Origin of the sequence: Chitinimonas arctica, from assembly GCF_007431345.1 — a bacterium.
Classification (GTDB): domain Bacteria; phylum Pseudomonadota; class Gammaproteobacteria; order Burkholderiales; family Chitinimonadaceae; genus Chitinimonas; species Chitinimonas arctica.
This window is the reverse complement of record NZ_CP041730.1, coordinates 700,193-715,600: the sequence shown is the minus strand read 5'-3', so window position 1 is coordinate 715,600 and position 15,408 is coordinate 700,193. Positions and strand designations below refer to the sequence as shown.

Here is a 15,408-nt window from a genome sequence, read left to right as displayed (position 1 = left end):
GGGCGGCTCGCCACCTTACTTCCGCGGCTCGGACTTGCCGTCGTAACGACGGGTCCATTCGGCCAGGATGCGGTCACGGTTGCTGGCCGACCAGGCCAGGTCCTGCTTGACCAGCAGTTGCTCGTAATTGGCTGGGATATGGCTGTTTGGCGTGGCTACGCCGGGATAGGCGACAATGGCGAAATTCTTTTCGTACAGGATATTGGCCGAGCGGGAGGCGGACCAGTCGGCTAGCTTGCGGGCCGCATCGAGGTTCTTGGCGCCTTTCATGATGGCGGTGGCTTCGACATCCCAGCCCAGGCCTTCCTTGGGAAACACCAACTCCAGCGGTGCGCCGCCTTCCTTCAGCTTGGCGGCGCGGTATTCGAACGAAATGCCGATGGGGAACTCGCCGGCCGCCGCCTGCTTGCAGGGTTTGGAACCGGAATGGGTGTACTGGGCGATGTTGTCGTGCAGCTTGTCCATATAGGACCAGCCTTCTTTTTCGCCAAATAGCGTCAGCCAGGCGGTCACGTCGAAATAACCCGTACCGCTGGAAGCCGGGTTGGGCATCACGATCTTGCCCTTGTATTCGGGCTTGAGCAGATCGCGCCACGATTCCGGTTTCTTGATCCCTTGCTTGGCGGCTTCGACCGTGTTGAAGCAGAGGGTGGCGCCCCAGACGTCCATGCCGACCCAGGTCGGCTCCTTGGCATTGTCCACATACTGCTTGCTGAGTTTTTCCAATCCCTTGGGTGCGTACGATTGCAGCATGCCCTGCTGCGACAATAACAGCAGCGAGCTGGCCGCCACGCCCATCACCACGTCGGCCTGCGGTGCCGCCTTCTCCGCCAGCAGCTTGGCGGTGATGATGCCGGTGGAGTCCCGCACCCACTTGATCCGTATATCGGGGTATTCCGTTTCGAACTGGGTCTGGTAAGCCTTCAGCTGGTCGGCTTCCAGCGCGGTGTAGACCGTCAGCGTGGTATTGGCGTGGGCAGCGCCCGCCAGCAGGGCGGCGAACACGGCGAGCGGCTTCAAGACATGGCGAACCTGCATGACGACTCCTGGTGGGTGGAATGGGCCAGCCGTTTCGGCCGGCGCAAACCACTTTAAGGAGCCCGCATTACGAGGTCGTGATGTCTAGATGACCGCGAGATTAAGCGTCTGGCCGGGTATCACTGCACCAGCAGTCCCGGCCAGCTGGCCTGGTCCACCGCACGGGGATAACCGCTCTCGGCCCGGTCAAGCGCGATGTTGTAGCGGATATAGCGTTTGCCGCCAAGGAAGAAATAGGCACGGGTATCGTCCCACTTCAGGGCCGATTCAATCTGCCCGGCATAAGCGCCCAAGCCTGGCCAGTTGGCATCGGTCACCGGTTTGGGATAGCCGGCATCGACCTTGTCCAGGATCAGGTTGTAGCGCAGGTAGCGGCCGTCGCGCAGGAAGAAGTACACCGTACCGCCGCTCCAGCGTAGCGTGGCGCGGATTTGGCCGGCATAGGCCGCCAGTCCCGGCCAGGTGCTATCGTTGACCGGCTTGGGATAGCCGCTCTCGACCCGGTCGGCGATCTTGTTGTAGCGGATATAGCGGCCGTCATCGAGAAAAAAGTAAGCCACGCCGGCATCCTTGCTGAAGCCGGCCCGCAGCTTGCCGGCATAGCTGCCCAATCCTGGCCAGCTGCTGTCGCTGGTGGCAGCGGGATAGCCGCTGTCGGCCCGGTCCAGTACCTGGTTGTAACGCACGTAGCTGCCGTCATCGAGAAAGAAATAGCTGCGCGTGGCATCCCAATCCAGGGTGGCCTGGATTTGGCGGCGATTCAGCCGCAGCGCGGCCGGAGTGCCATTGTGGATCAGGCTATAGTCGGCCTGGCCTGGTATCGCAGCCCCATCCAGCCAACCCTGCTGGGCGGCCGGTACGGTGGCGACCGTGATGCCGTTGCGGCGGATCTCGACCATGCCGCCATCGGCGGCGAACCAGTTCAGGGTGGCCTGGCTGCCGCTGGCCGGCAGCAGCTTCTGCACGGCCAGGGTGCCGTTGAGCGGGATACCGTCCAGCAACCATTGCGGCTGCAAGGCGATGCCCAAGTGGCGCAGGATGGTGGGCGCGATCGAAGTCTGGGCCGCATAGCCATACAATCCGCCGAAGCCCTGGTTGGAAACATTGCCGACCGGCTGGTTGAACTCGGCATTCAGCGCCTGGTTGCTGGCGATGAAGATGGTCTTCTCGGAACGGGTCTGGCTGCCATGGTTATAGCCCAGCAGTGCTTCCCGGCCGTGATCGGTGGTGACCAGGACCAGCCAGTCGTCGCCACTCGCGGCTCGTTTGGCCTCTACCGCCGCCAGGATCTGGCCCAGACGGGCATCGCTGTCGCGTATGGCCTGGTTATAAGCCGCGCCAAAACCACTGGCATGGCCGGCATGGTCCGGATCGTCCAGCGCCACGAAAATAAAGTCGGCAGGGGTAGTGCGGATCTGCTCGACCGTTTTGTCCACCACCGCTTGGTCGCTGAGGCCGCTGGCATTGAAATCGTTGCCGACGACATCCTGTGTCAGGAAGCGTTGGTTGATGCTGGCCCAATTGGTAATGCTGGCGATATAAGCGCTCGGCTTGGCCTGGCGAATGCGCTTGAACACGCTGGGAAACTGGGCATTGGCCAAGCCGGAATCATTGGAGGTCACGCCATGCTTATTGGCCCAGACGCCGGTCAGCATGGTGGTCCAGCCCGGTCCGCTTACCGTGGTTTGCTCGCTGGCGCTGCCCTGCACCCCGCCGGTATAAGCCATGGTCTGATAGAGCCGGCGCATATTGGGCAGATCGAGTGCCAGCAGTTTTTCGTATTGTGTGCCGTCGATGCCGATCAGTACCGCCTTGGGCGCGGCCTGGCTGGTGGCGCTTGTCCCCAGTAGAGCCGCCAACAGCAGACTCCGGGTGATTGACTTCCCTATTCCTTGCATTGTTGCATTCCCCCCAGCTTGGTGATGCCGATTGGAGCAAGGACGCGCGTCCCTGCCGACCGGTCCGGTTCGGATCGGCCGCGGCCAGGCTAGCTGGGCAATATGGCAAACGTGTGGCAGTGGCTATGTCACTGATTTTGTGTGGAAATGGCGCAGTCCAAAGGGCGGTTTACCACGCCGCTTTCTTTTATGCCGGGAACGCTATACTGGGTTTACAACCCCAGGCCTACTTTGGAGGCTTGCCATGTTTGCTCGCGCCAGAATGCTCATTCCCTTCCTGCTGGGTTCCGTGTTGCTGCTACGAGCCGAGGCAGTCGAGTTTCGGGTTGCCTATGAAGACAAGGACACGCCGGATCACACCGGTGCTTCCGAACTGATACCGGATGACCCGGGAATTTCGGTGGAGATGGTCAAGCTGATCGAAAAAAAGGTGCCCGACCTACGCATCGTATTCTCCCGCAAACCCTGGCTGCGTTGTCTGGCGGAACTCGAGTCGGGGGCCGCGGATGGCATATTCGCCAGCAGCTTCAAGCTGGAGCGCCTGAAGAACGGCGCCTACCCGATGAAGGACGGCAAGGACGACCGGACTTACCGGATCGATACCAAATCCTACAGTTTGTACAAGCGCAAGGATTCGGCGGTGGAATGGAACGGCCGCAGCTTCAGCGGGCTGCAATTGGAAATCGCCGCCATGCGCGGTTACGCCATTGTCGAGGACTTGAAAAAGATGGGGGTGGCGGTCAGCGTGGTCGATAAATCGGAAAGCGCCTTGCGCATGCTACTGGCCGGCCGCATTGACGGCTTTGCCCAGCTGACCGAGGTGGGCGACTATACCCTGAAGAAATATCCTGAATTTCAAACCATCACCAAGGTGCAGCCGCCGCTGGTGACCAAAGACTATTATCTGCAGATCAGCCATCCTTTCATGGCCAAATATCCGGAGCTGAGCTGGAAAATCTGGAAGGCGCTGGCGGAAATACGCCAGAGCGAATCCGAGCGGCTCACGCTCAAGTATATCAATCGCTATTCCGATACCGCGGCTGAGGCTGCCGTGCCGGCTCCCGCGCGCCAGCCGGTGCCGGCGTCTTGAACGCTCGGCGGGAGGAACCCTCGTGCCTTGAGCTGATTTTATAAAAGCCAGGCGGGCTAGGAATACACAAGGTTGTACTCCACCTAAGAGGCACGTGGCCGTTCGCCAGCCACGCTTGCCAAATGGAGCCCGCATGACCGATCTGTCCGCTTTCCCCATCACCGAGAAATGGCCTGCGCAACATCCCGACCGCTTGCAGCTTTATTCCTTGCCCACGCCCAATGGCGTCAAGGTCTCCATCATGCTGGAAGAAACCGGGCTGCCCTATGAGCCGCACCTGGTCAGCTTCGACAGCAATGACCAGCTGTCGCCGGCCTTTCTTTCGCTCAACCCCAACAACAAGATTCCGGCGATTCTCGATCCCGCCGGGCCCGGCGGCAAACCGCTGGCCTTGTTCGAGTCCGGCGCCATCCTGGTGTATCTGGCCGAAAAGACCGGCCGCTTTATGCCGGCCGACGGCGCCGGCCGTTACGAGACCCTGCAATGGTTGATGTTCCAGATGGGTGGGATCGGGCCGATGTTCGGCCAATTGGGCTTCTTCCATAAATTCGCCGGCCGGGAATACGAGGACAAGCGTCCGCGCGACCGTTATGTCGCCGAGTCCAAGCGGCTGTTGGCCGTGCTCGATGGGCGTTTGGCCGATAGGGAATGGCTCATGGGTGCGGAATACGGCATCGCCGATATCGCCATCTTCCCCTGGGTGCGTAACCTGATTGGTTTCTACGAGGCGGGCGAGTTGGTGGGTATTACCGATTTTCCCCATGTGCAACGCGCGCTTGACGCCTTTTTGGCACGTCCGGCGGTGGTCCGTGGCTTGACCATCCCGAAAAGGGCCTAAGCAGCACAATCCAGGAGGCCGGTCATGACCATTTACCTCGATCACGCCATTGTCCCCTCGCACACGAAAGTTGCGTCGGCCAGGCGCCTCGCGGAATTGCTTGGCGTGCCATGGGCGGAAACCGCCCTGGGACCGTTTTCGGCGGTGTATGTCAATGACGGGCTCACCCTGGATTTCATCGAAACCGATGAGCCCTTTCCCATTTACCACTTCTGCTTCCGCGTCGAACCGAACGAATTCGACGCCATCCTTGCCCGCATCCAGGCGGCCGGCATCACCTATCGCAGCAGCGTGCGGGGGCCGGTGGACCATCGGGTCAATACGGATTTCGGCGGCAAGATGATTTACTGGAACGAGCCCGACGGGCATCAGTGGGAAATGCTGATCGAAAGTTACGCTCGTCCCGCCCCTCGATAAGGGGGGGATTTAGGTGCGCGGGCGAACTATTCACGTTCACGCCGAGGGGGAGATTCGACAGACGGCGCACCGCTCGGCTGCCCGCTTTTTCTCTCAATTTCTACTTGCAGGCATGCTGCGGAAAAACCGCCGTCGCTTATTGAATCAGGGTTTGCCGGCATCCATGCGTAATACACAGCCACGCCTCTCGCGATTGCCTCCATTGGGCAAAAATACCGTTCGTAAGGATAGCCGGAACTTTTCCTCCAGATGAGGGATGCAAGCCTAGGTCGATTACTCTAAAAAGCCGTTCATCGATCGCGAAGGTAGCTTTCTTTCCAAACCGGCGCTCGATAAGCCTGAGTTCGCTTGAACCCGGCTTTCAAATAAAACGATGGTCAATTCGTCAGGACGTTCATTTAATCGATAAATGACCGGCGCTATCGTTTTGCCTGCTGTCAGGTATTATTCAAGGAGGATTTTTATGTTCTCGCAATTAAACCCCCGGCAATGGCTGGGCAGGTGTCTGCAATTGCTGATGCTGACCCTGGTATTACCCATATCGGCATTTGCCGCGCAATTGTTCATACCCCTGCCGCAGTCGGTGAATGCCGAAATGCACCCGGAACAACAGCGCCTGGCCGAGCAAATCAAGGCACGCAAGACCACAAAGCAGTTCACCGCTATCCGTATCAACCTGGACGCGCTCAAGCAAGACCAGCGGCTTGATCTGGACTTGCGTGGCCAACCCAGCAGCGCCACCCGGACCAGCCTGACGCAGCGCGGCGAGAATGACTTCTCCTGGCGCGGCCAATTGGCCGATCAGCCTGGCGACGCCATGCTGTCGGTACATGGCGACGCAGTGGAAGGAACCATTCGCCGTGGTAGCCAGCTGTTCCGCATCGAGTCCATGGGTGCAGGCGTGCATGCCCTGGTCGAGGTGGACGAGTCGCAGTTCCCCCCCGATGAGCCGCCCAGCTTCAAGCAGAAGGAGCTTCAAGCCAGGCCGGCAAACCAGCCGCTAAGCCGGGCTGATGCCACCGGTGGCGATCTGGCCGTGGCCGATAGCGCCACGCTCGACAGCACGCTCGCTTCGATCGGTCCGGTCACCAAGGTACTGGTGGCTTACACCGGCTCGGTGGAAACCGCCAAGGGCGGCGCCGCCAATACCTTGGCCATGATCCAGCTGGCCGTGGACGAAACCAATGCCAGCTACCAGAACAGCAAGGTGAAAACCCGGCTGCAATTGGTCCATCGGGTCAAGGTGGCTTACACGGAAGCCGGCAAGAGCTACGACACCATCGTCTCGCAGCTGGCGGGGACCGCTGACGGCAATATGGATAACCTCCATACCCTGCGCAACATCTACGGCGCCGATGTGGTGGTGCTGATCGTCAACCAGACCGATTATTGCGGCATGGCCGACGCGATCTGGGCCACCCCCACCAGTGCCTTTGCCGCGGTGCATTACAGCTGCGCGACCGGCTACTACTCCTTCGGTCACGAGATCGGCCACTTGCAAGGCGCCCGGCACAATATCGCCGCCGACTCCAGTACCACGCCGTTCTCCTATGGCCACGGTTTCCAGGGGCCTTCCTGGCGCACGGTCATGGCCTATGACTGCTCACCCAGCTGCCCGCGTCTGCCGTACTGGTCCAATCCCGACGTGAAGTATGGCGGCGTGGCGATGGGCAATGCGGATCAGGCGAATAATGCCCGCGTCCTGGGCACCACCGGCCCGCAGGTTTCCACCTTCCGCAATCCCAGCGGCGCCATCTGGCGCTACACCGGCACACCTTGCAGCGGTGATTCCTGCCCAGGCTGGCAAAAGCTGGACAACAACACCCGTACCGTCAGTGTGGCGGCAGGCGGCGGGGGCGTACTCTACCAGTTGCATAACGATGGCCGTATCTGGCGCTATACCGGCACGCCTTGCAGCGGCATATCCTGCCCAGGCTGGCAACTGTTGGACATCAACACCAAGACCATCGCAATCGCGGCGGAAGGCAGCAATCTGTACCAACTGCATACCGATGGCCGCATCTGGCGCTATACCGGTGTACCGTGCTCGGGCGGTAGTTGCCCAGGCTGGCAAATGCTGGACAACAATTCGCGTACCAGCTCCATCACGGCAGCCGGCGGCAGGCTCTACCAACTGCACAACAACGGTTTGATCTGGCGCTACACCGGTACGCCTTGCAGCGGCGGATCCTGCCCCGGCTGGCAGTTGCTGGACAATAATGCCAAGACCAAATCCATCGTCGCTTCAAGTGGAGGCCTGTTCCAGCTGCACAACGATGGTTGGATCTGGCACCACACGGGTGCACCTTGTTCGGGCGGCACCTGCCCGGGCTGGCAGCGGCTGGACAACAACCCGAAGACCACCGCCATCACCGCAGCCGGCTGGTCACTCTTTCAACTGCATAACGACGGCTGGATCTGGCGCTATACCGGCACGCCTTGCACCGGCAACTCCTGCCCGGGCTGGCAGCGTCTGGACAACAACCCGAAGACCACCGCTATCGTTTCGGCTATTGGCGGCCTGTATCAACTGCACAATGACGGCTGGATCTGGCGCTATACCAACGTGCCTTGCTCGGGCAACTACTGCCCAGGCTGGCAGCGGCTGGACAACAATCCGCAGACCCGAGCCATCGATGCGGCAGGCAGCGACCTGTTCCAGGTACACGGCAAGTGACTTCAGCGGGGGGACATCCGTCCCACCTGGCTGTGAAAAGGCACCTCGCGAGGTGCCTTTTCTTATAGGGGGCCTAGACCGGCGTAGCCGCGGTATTCGGTCCCGAACCTCGCAGATTGCTGGCTTTTTGCAGCAGGTCGAACCAAAACGGTGCACCGAACAGGGTGGAAAGGGCAGTGAGCAGCCAGCCGGGCAGGAAGGCCAGCAATTGTCCGGCGCTGTACTCGGTGGGTGCCCGGTTCCATCCTATCGGCAGCTGATTGAGTGCCGACATCGCCTGCTCGACATTGGCGGCATTGCTGCTGGACAGGCTTTGCACCATCCCCGGATGGACCCAGAGGCTTTGGAACAGGTGCACCGTGTCGATATTGAATAGCACGGCAACGGTGAATCCAAAGATCAGCGTCCATAATTGCATGCGCCGCTTGTACGCACCGGCCACCCTCGCCATGCCATTGTCGAACCAGTTGGACAGGCTCTGCTCGAACGCCTCGATATCGCCGGCCGCGCGATCGTACATGCCCTGCATCATCTGCTTCAGTTGCGCATCGCTGATGGCATCGATCGCCACCGCCAGGCTCTGCTTGGTCTGCCCCCGGTTTTGCAGCACGTCTATCAGCGCCAGGGCGAAATGCTTGGAGGGAATGTAAGAGGGTTTGCCGCACAATTCCGCCGTACTGGTGGCCATGCCGGCCGAGCCGCGCGGATTGACCAAGGCATGGTTGTAAAGGTCGAGCACGACACCCGTGGCCTTGGGGTCGTTCAGCAAGTCCTTGACCCCCTCCAGCAACTGGCTGCTGCGCAGCTGCAACATGGACGCCAGGGTTTCATTGATGGAGCTGACGATAAGGCTGACGGCGCAGAAGCAGAATATCAAGCCTATGCCGACTTCCAGGACAGTACTGTTGAACATGGGTTTTCCTCCGAATAAATGACTCGCGCTGATGCGCTTGTTGGCCCTGCCGGCACAGCATAGCAGCCGCTCGGCCGGACGCGCGGCGGCCAACCGGGTGCTATGCTGGATCGATATCTCCCATGTTTGAGCAGGTGCCTGGATGAGAAGCATCGTGACGTGGCTGTTGGCTTTTCTACTGCCGCTGTGGGCGAGGGGGGAAGAAGTCACGCTGACCAATGGGGAATGGCCACCCTATCTATCGGAATACGAGCCGAATTACGGCATTGCCTCGCATATCGTCACGGACGCCTTCGCCCTTGAGGGGGTGACGGTACGCTATGTGTTCCGGCCTTGGCGCCGGGCCTATGCCGAGGCGGAAAGCGGCAAATACCACGGCTCGGTGGTGTGGACCTTTGAGCCGGACAGGGCCGAGAAATTTTTCTTCAGCGATGCCGTATTCGAAGGCAAGTCGGTTTTCTTCCATTTGAAAAGCAACCCGGTCGATTGGAAGACCTACGACGACCTGATCAACCTGCGCGTGGGTGGTACCAATGGCTACGACTATGCGTTCGAGCGAAATCCCAGGATCAAGGTGGAGCGGGCCAACTCCGACGTGGAAAACTTCCGCAAATTGCTGGCTGGGCGCTTTGATATCTTTCCTTCCGATCTGAACGTGGGTTATGCCCTGCTGCAAAAGAATTTCGTGACAGCGGAGTTCGATCTGATCACCCATCACCCCAAGGTTTACAACGTGGTCAGCTATTTCCTGATCTTGTCCAAGGCCAATCCGGACAATGCCAAACTGCTGCTGCGCTTCAATCGCGGGCTGAAGAAGCTGCGTGAATCGGGGCGGTATGAGGAGTATTTCAAAGTGGCGAGGTAAGCAATTTGACTGCAGTGCGGAAAAAATGGCGTTTGGCTAAAAAATAGGTCACGAAAAATCATTCACCTATGATGATCCGTGTCACCGATTACCCGCTACTATCTCGTTTTGCTTGAAATTCCCCCCAATGGCAAACCTGAGAAACCCTAGCACCACGATAGCCTCGCTGAACGAGGGAATCGCATCCGAAGAACGCGCGATCGCCCTAAAGATCAAACGGGCCGAAACGGAGCGCGACGACCCGCATCAGTACGATTTGCTCTCCCTCTTCAAGAAACAGATGGACGTTTTTCTCAAACGTTACGCCCGTGGCGACGCGATCGACGAGCTTGCCCATTACTTTATGAGCGAACTGCTGCCGGCGATGAGGCATGCTCAGCAGCTATCGTCGTTTTACTTTCCAGACCATAAGCTGCGACTTTATTCATCCGAACCGTGGGGATACCCATTCCTGTTCGCGCTGGTATGCTTTGACAAAGTAGGTACCGAACTACAGCGCATCGACGAGTGGCTCGATCTGGCCGATGGTCCCGTCTTGTTCGATATCTTGCTGAAGGCCTTCGTCCCGCATTACGCCTACGCGAAAAAATACCAGCCGCAGCGCAACCAGGATGGATACGAGATACCGGTCATCACGGCCATAGTCGGGGAGGAAGCGAAGCGACAGTCCGCCCTGGCATCGTTTATGGGCAACTGGCCCAAGCTCATGAAGCCGTATGGCTATCGCGAGCATTTTTCCGAGCAGGTGTCGGCATTCACCCATTTGCCTATCAATGCCGGTTTGGCCGTTTGTGCTTACGATATCGACGACACGCCATTCCGTGACCAACTGTTTTATCCCCGCGAGTTGGTCGCCTACTACCGCGCACATATCCGCGACACGCGCGACGCCTGGCGAGCTTGCGGTATTGGCGCGGGGCCGGAGCTGCCTTTTATTCCCCAGCTCGCACCCAGGAAAGTCCATTCCCTCAAGCCGGCGGAAGCCTACGCCCGCTGGGTAGAGCTGGCATGCGGCGACGACGCCACCGCGACGGCTGCGGCGAGAATGGCATTGGGTAAACGCAAGACCATGCCGGAGCTGGGCTCGGTCATGGAAGCGCTGTCCGCCTTGGGAATGGGGACGTTTGCCGACCTCAAGGACGATGCGACACTGGCCCACCAAGCGGAACAGCTGTGCGTGGCTCGCGGGCTACCGCCATTTGTGGCGCCCCCCGCGCCGCCCGAAGGCCCTGCCCGTTGCAGCGCACTGCTTTCGGCCCTGACGGCTTGGCTGGCCGAGCACGGCAAGCGGCTGGTAGTCGTGGATGACGGCGGCGATGCGTGGCAGGCCGTTTGCGTCCGTGCCGAGGATGAAGTGCAATTCCTTGAATTATGCGAGCAGCTGTCTGTGGACGTTATGGACGAAGCCGCATGGCGTTGATTTTCGTGGCGGATTAGTTCAGGTGTTGTCATTGAGTTCTTCACGCCTAATATGAGCCTGCTGCCTCTCCGTTGCCGATCTGGCGCGTACATTATTCAACCCGAATTTGAATAATTTATGTTCCAGATTATAATCCGTTTGGTCGCTACGTGCCCGCTTGCGGGGTCCGGATGCGGAATTTCTTTCTAGTACGGCAGTCAATTCGGCCATTTGGGCATGGCTGATGCCTGGATTGCCACGCAAGGATATTTTTATCAGGGACGGCGTTTTTTCGGCAAGCGTGATCAATGCATGAATACTGGCATCGGAGATATCATTGCAGTCTAAATTCAACGACTCCAGCAGGCCTGATTTGCTACCGGCCAATACCTCCACGCCCGGATCGGAGAGTAGGTTAAGCCCCAGGTCCAGATGCTTTACCTGCATGCAGTGGTGGAGTTTACCAATGTGAGATGGCGTTATTTCGCACTCTCTCAATGCCAAACTGTTCAAGCAAGGACTTCCCCGCTTACTCAATCGCTCCTCCAAGGCACGCATGCCGTGCGTGCCGAGATCCGGGTTCTCGCTGAAGTCAAGATTCTTGATGGTCTTGTTCTCGCTCAATTCTAAAAAAAATGCCCACAAATACTCGGAATCGAAATTGCAATCAGTCAGGCGCAGCGTGTGGACAATGTTATTTTTCGACAATTTAGCGCCAAGCTGCTCAATGTTTTTCACACTTATCATAAAGGTGCCGGCGATGCTTACTTCAGTCAATGTTTCATCGTTGCTTTCGATGCGTGCGATGATATCCCGCAGTTGCGCTTCCGCAGGCGCGTCATGCAAATGATCTAATTCGGTGGTGGAATTGATCGATGCAGTGCGAATAGCTATATTTTCCATGAATATCCTCCTTGAAATACGTTGATTGCATAATTTTCAGAAATTCCTCTAGTAAATAAATCTATTGATATTCAAAAAATAAATCTTTGGGTTTTATTTTTGCGCTATTGTTTTTGGGATGTCTGGATAAGCCGGAAACGACCAAGCCCCGATATCGGGGCTTGGTCGTTCGCTTCAGAAGGCAAGTGTCCGGCGGGGGAGCATCAGTGCCGCCCACCCTGGATGCCGCTCAGCGCACTGCTATCAATACCAGAAAGCCTTGGAACGCGCGTCGGACGAGACAAAAGGATTGCTCGCACCGCAGCGCTCCGGTTCGCAACTACCGCCATAGAGCGGAAAGTCGGTCGACGGCTTGCCGTCCACCACCACGCTAAAGGTATAGCTGCGGCCGTTCACCGACACCTGGTCCTGGTTGCGATATTGCCTATGCGTGTCGAAGTTGCCGGTGCTGGTGCCCGTGCTGCCGCCGGCTTCCTGCCAATGGGCCTTGACCCGTCCGTCGCTGCTGCTGAACGGGCTATCCGGCCGACAAGCCGCTGGTGCGCAGCTACCGCCGTACAGCGCGTAATCGCTGATCGTCTTGCCGTCCAAGGTGACGGTAAAGCGGTAGCTCTTGCCATTCCATTGGGTCTGATCGTCGTGGCGGTACTGTTGATAGATGCTGAAGGTGGTCGTGCCGGTTCCTGTTCCAGTACCGGTTCCAGTTCCAGTTCCAGTTCCAGTTCCAGTTCCAGTTCCAGTTCCAGTTCCAGTTCCAGTTCCAGTTCCAGTTCCAGTTCCAGTTCCAGTTCCAGTTCCAGTTCCAGTTCCAGTTCCAGTTCCAGTTCCAGTTCCAGTTCCAGTTCCAGTTCCAGTTCCAGTTCCAGTCCCCGCCGTGCTGGCGACCCAATAAGCCGACACGCGACCATCGGTGCTACGGTAGTTCTTGCCCGGTGCGCAGCTGGAGCCATACAGGCCGTAGTCGCCGACCACCTTGCCATCGATCAACACCACCATGCTGTAGTTCTTGCCGTCGAAGATCACTTCGTCGTTATGGCGGTACTGCTTGCTGCTGTCGAACTGGCCGGGCATGTTGCCGGACTTGGTCCAGTAGGCCATGACCCGCTTGTCCGGCGACTGATAGGTCTTGCCGCCGGGGGCGACCAGATAGCCGGGCATGGGGTAAGTGGTCGATGTAGCGCCGTCGACCGTGACCACCAGGGCATAGCGTTGGCCGTTGAACAGCACCTGGTCGTTATGCTTGTAAGGCTTGTTCTGCTCGAAGGTGGTGGTGCCGGTGCCGGGAATCGGCTTGCCGCTGCCGCTGCCGCCGCCCCCGGTGCTGGTACCGGTATTGCCGCCCTTGGCGTTGTTCTTGCCGCCGCCGTAGCTGGCGCCGGCGAAGGTGCCGCCGGTGCTGACCGTATCCAGCCATTGGCTGAATTCGCTGTCATAGCGGGTGCCGATGCGTTCGAACAGGATCTTGCCGTATGCATCGTATTCGCCGGCCCGCAGCTTGGCGACGATATCTTCGACGTCGGCGCGGTGACGCTCGAACATAAAGCGCATCACCAGGTAGCCCCAGCGATAGGCGCGGTCCTGGTAGTCGGCCATCTCATAGGAATTGCGGAAGATGGTGCTGAGCGGATAGGTCTTGCGCTTGCCTACTTCGATGGCCGATGCGTTGTCGTTCTCCAGCGAGAAGTATTCACCCAGGCCTTCCATCCACCAGACGATAGGCTGGCCGGACCAGTAGGCCTTGCCGTAGTTCTCGATGTTGTAGATGTTGTCGATGTAGTGGATGAACTCGTGCTTGAGGTTCCAGATCAGCGGCTGGCCTTCTTTGTGGTAGGCATAGAAGTGCTGCACATTGCCAGGCTGGGAGGGATCACCCTCCATGGTGATGCCGCCGTTGTTGGTGTCGATGCCGTAGATGGCCGAACCGTACTTGGAATATTCTTCCTTGCTCTTGAAGGCGATCACTTCCAGGCCAGCGTTGTTCTTGGTCGGAATGATATTGTTCTTGCTCGGGTCGGTATTGCCGAACATCGAGTAGCTGAACAATTTTTCCTCATCCAGCAACTGCTGGCAGGCTTTGGTCAGGTCGGTCTGCGAGTAGCCTTGCGACAGGATCTTGATGGTCGGGGTACAGTTGCGCGAGCTGGTCAGTACGGCGGCTTCCCACTTGGCCTTGGCGCCGCAGGTACCGTAATAACTACAGTTGTCCTCGTCGTAGCTGCGAATCTGGCGGGCGGCATTCAGCCAGATCGATTCGCCGCGGCCGAATAGTTGCACGTTGCCGATGGCATTGCGCACCAGGGGACGTACCTGGGTCTTCAGTTCCGAGATTTCGAGGAAGCTGGCCAGGGTGTTGACGGCGGCGCCCAGGACGTATTCCTGGTCGGTGCCGAGCAGGTTGTTATTGCGCTGGTAGAAATCGGACAGCGCGGTGGCATAGCTGCCATCGCGCTTCAGCACGGCCAGGGCGTCCTTGTCGCTCCAAGGTTGGCCACCGTACTGCCGCAGCAGCTCGAATACCGCGGCGGCGGTACCACTCTTCTTCATGAAGTCACCGCTGGCCTCGGCCAGCTTGCCGCGGGTAATGGGCAGGAAGTAAGCAAAGTCCTTGATGTGGGTAATCATCTTGTAGGCGCTTTGCAACACATCGCCGTTCTGCCAGGTGGTGGCGCGCGAACCGGACGAAGCCAGCAAGAGTTCCAGTCCCGACCGGATCGCCACCTTCAGCTGATCGCTGTAGCCGGAGTTGTTGTTGCTGCGGTAGAAGTAGCCGGCCCGGATGTATTCCTGAATATCGTTGATGTGGCTGTCGTTGCTGCCGTCGTAGTAGCGGGCCAGGGTCTGGAACTCGCTGGCCATGCTCATCATCTGGGTTTCGCTGAACAGGATGGCGGCCGTGGTGGCGCGCACATTGAACAGGGCCCGCGAGCAGTCGGCGACCTTGACCTTTTCGATCAGGGCTTTGCCACGGTAGGAGATCAGTGCATCGGGATCGCATTTTTCCACGGCCACGCCGCGCATGGCACCTGCCACCGGGGGGCGGTTGGCCTGCTGCGGGGCATGGCTATGGTCATGGTCGTGCTCGATGGTGTTGACCGGCTGGGGCTTGCGTTTAGCGTTTTTCGGCGGCGCGACTTCGGCGTGCGCGGTGCTGAAGGCAAGGGTGACGCAGACGAAAAGACTGGTCAGGGTGTACTGCGGAATAAGCTTGGGCTTGGACATATTGGGTTCACCGGCAGTAAGGAAGAAAAAATTACCGCTGGACCAGCTTGCTCCGACCTTTATGGCAACCGGCTCTTCGGCCAGTGTGATGCTTTTGGAATATAATCGGCGGAGCTATGCAACGATAGCCGCCCAGAATATGCATGTGTCA

11 protein-coding genes are annotated in these 15,408 nt (G+C 58.8%); 6 read left to right on the top strand and 5 right to left on the bottom strand.

What is annotated here, in order from left to right:
* Positions 1 to 15: 15 nt before the first annotated feature.
* Together FNU76_RS03280 and FNU76_RS03275 are read right to left on the bottom strand one after the other, a co-directional pair.
* On the bottom strand, positions 16 to 1,038 hold the full coding sequence (locus tag FNU76_RS03280) for a putative 2-aminoethylphosphonate ABC transporter substrate-binding protein (protein WP_143856382.1): 1,023 nt from the start codon (positions 1,036 to 1,038) through the stop codon (positions 16 to 18).
* A 119-nt stretch (positions 1,039 to 1,157) separates the two neighbouring features.
* On the bottom strand, positions 1,158 to 2,897 hold the full coding sequence (locus tag FNU76_RS03275) for an alkaline phosphatase family protein (RefSeq protein WP_223879206.1): 1,740 nt from the start codon (positions 2,895 to 2,897) through the stop codon (positions 1,158 to 1,160).
* Positions 2,898 to 3,180: 283 nt separating this feature from the next.
* Here FNU76_RS03275 and FNU76_RS03270 point away from each other — a divergent pair, with 283 nt between their 5' ends.
* The 4 genes from FNU76_RS03270 to FNU76_RS03255 all read left to right on the top strand — a co-directional run bounded on the left by FNU76_RS03270 (position 3,181) and on the right by FNU76_RS03255 (position 7,958).
* Entirely contained in the window at positions 3,181 to 4,026 is an 846-nt protein-coding gene (locus FNU76_RS03270; RefSeq protein WP_143856380.1) for a substrate-binding periplasmic protein, read from the top strand.
* 133 nt (positions 4,027 to 4,159) lie between these two features.
* Positions 4,160 to 4,864, top strand: coding sequence for a glutathione S-transferase N-terminal domain-containing protein (locus tag FNU76_RS03265; protein WP_143856379.1), 705 nt, complete (start codon positions 4,160 to 4,162; stop codon positions 4,862 to 4,864).
* Between the two features lie 24 nt (positions 4,865 to 4,888).
* The gene (locus FNU76_RS03260) at positions 4,889 to 5,281 is read left to right on the top strand and encodes a VOC family protein (RefSeq protein WP_143856378.1); all 393 of its coding nucleotides are present in this window, start codon (positions 4,889 to 4,891) and stop codon (positions 5,279 to 5,281) included.
* A 463-nt stretch (positions 5,282 to 5,744) separates the two neighbouring features.
* The gene (locus FNU76_RS03255) at positions 5,745 to 7,958 is read left to right on the top strand and encodes a M12 family metallo-peptidase (RefSeq protein WP_179958327.1); all 2,214 of its coding nucleotides are present in this window, start codon (positions 5,745 to 5,747) and stop codon (positions 7,956 to 7,958) included.
* 73 nt (positions 7,959 to 8,031) lie between these two features.
* On the opposite strand, the gene FNU76_RS03250 is transcribed toward FNU76_RS03255, so the two are convergent.
* Complete coding sequence (locus tag FNU76_RS03250; RefSeq protein ID WP_143856376.1) at positions 8,032 to 8,871, bottom strand: hypothetical protein; 840 nt, start codon at positions 8,869 to 8,871, stop codon at positions 8,032 to 8,034.
* A 154-nt stretch (positions 8,872 to 9,025) separates the two neighbouring features.
* On the opposite strand from FNU76_RS03250, the gene FNU76_RS03245 reads away from it, so the two are divergent.
* Together FNU76_RS03245 and FNU76_RS03240 are read left to right on the top strand one after the other, a co-directional pair.
* Positions 9,026 to 9,736: a substrate-binding periplasmic protein gene (locus FNU76_RS03245; protein WP_179958326.1), complete on the top strand. Its 711-nt coding sequence runs from the start codon at positions 9,026 to 9,028 to the stop codon at positions 9,734 to 9,736.
* Between the two features lie 127 nt (positions 9,737 to 9,863).
* Positions 9,864 to 11,156 carry a DUF6630 family protein gene (locus FNU76_RS03240; RefSeq protein WP_143856374.1) on the top strand — a complete coding sequence of 431 codons (1,293 nt, stop codon included), beginning with the start codon at positions 9,864 to 9,866 and terminating at the stop codon, positions 11,154 to 11,156.
* A gap of 18 nt (positions 11,157 to 11,174) precedes the next feature.
* Here FNU76_RS03240 and FNU76_RS03235 read toward each other — a convergent pair whose 3' ends face one another.
* Positions 11,175 to 12,038, bottom strand: coding sequence for a leucine-rich repeat domain-containing protein (locus FNU76_RS03235; RefSeq protein WP_143856373.1), 864 nt, complete (start codon positions 12,036 to 12,038; stop codon positions 11,175 to 11,177).
* 243 nt (positions 12,039 to 12,281) lie between these two features.
* A complete protein-coding gene (locus FNU76_RS24845) occupies positions 12,282 to 15,257 on the bottom strand; it encodes a collagenase (protein ID WP_143856372.1) in 2,976 nt (991 codons plus the stop codon).
* Positions 15,258 to 15,408 lie beyond the last annotated feature (151 nt).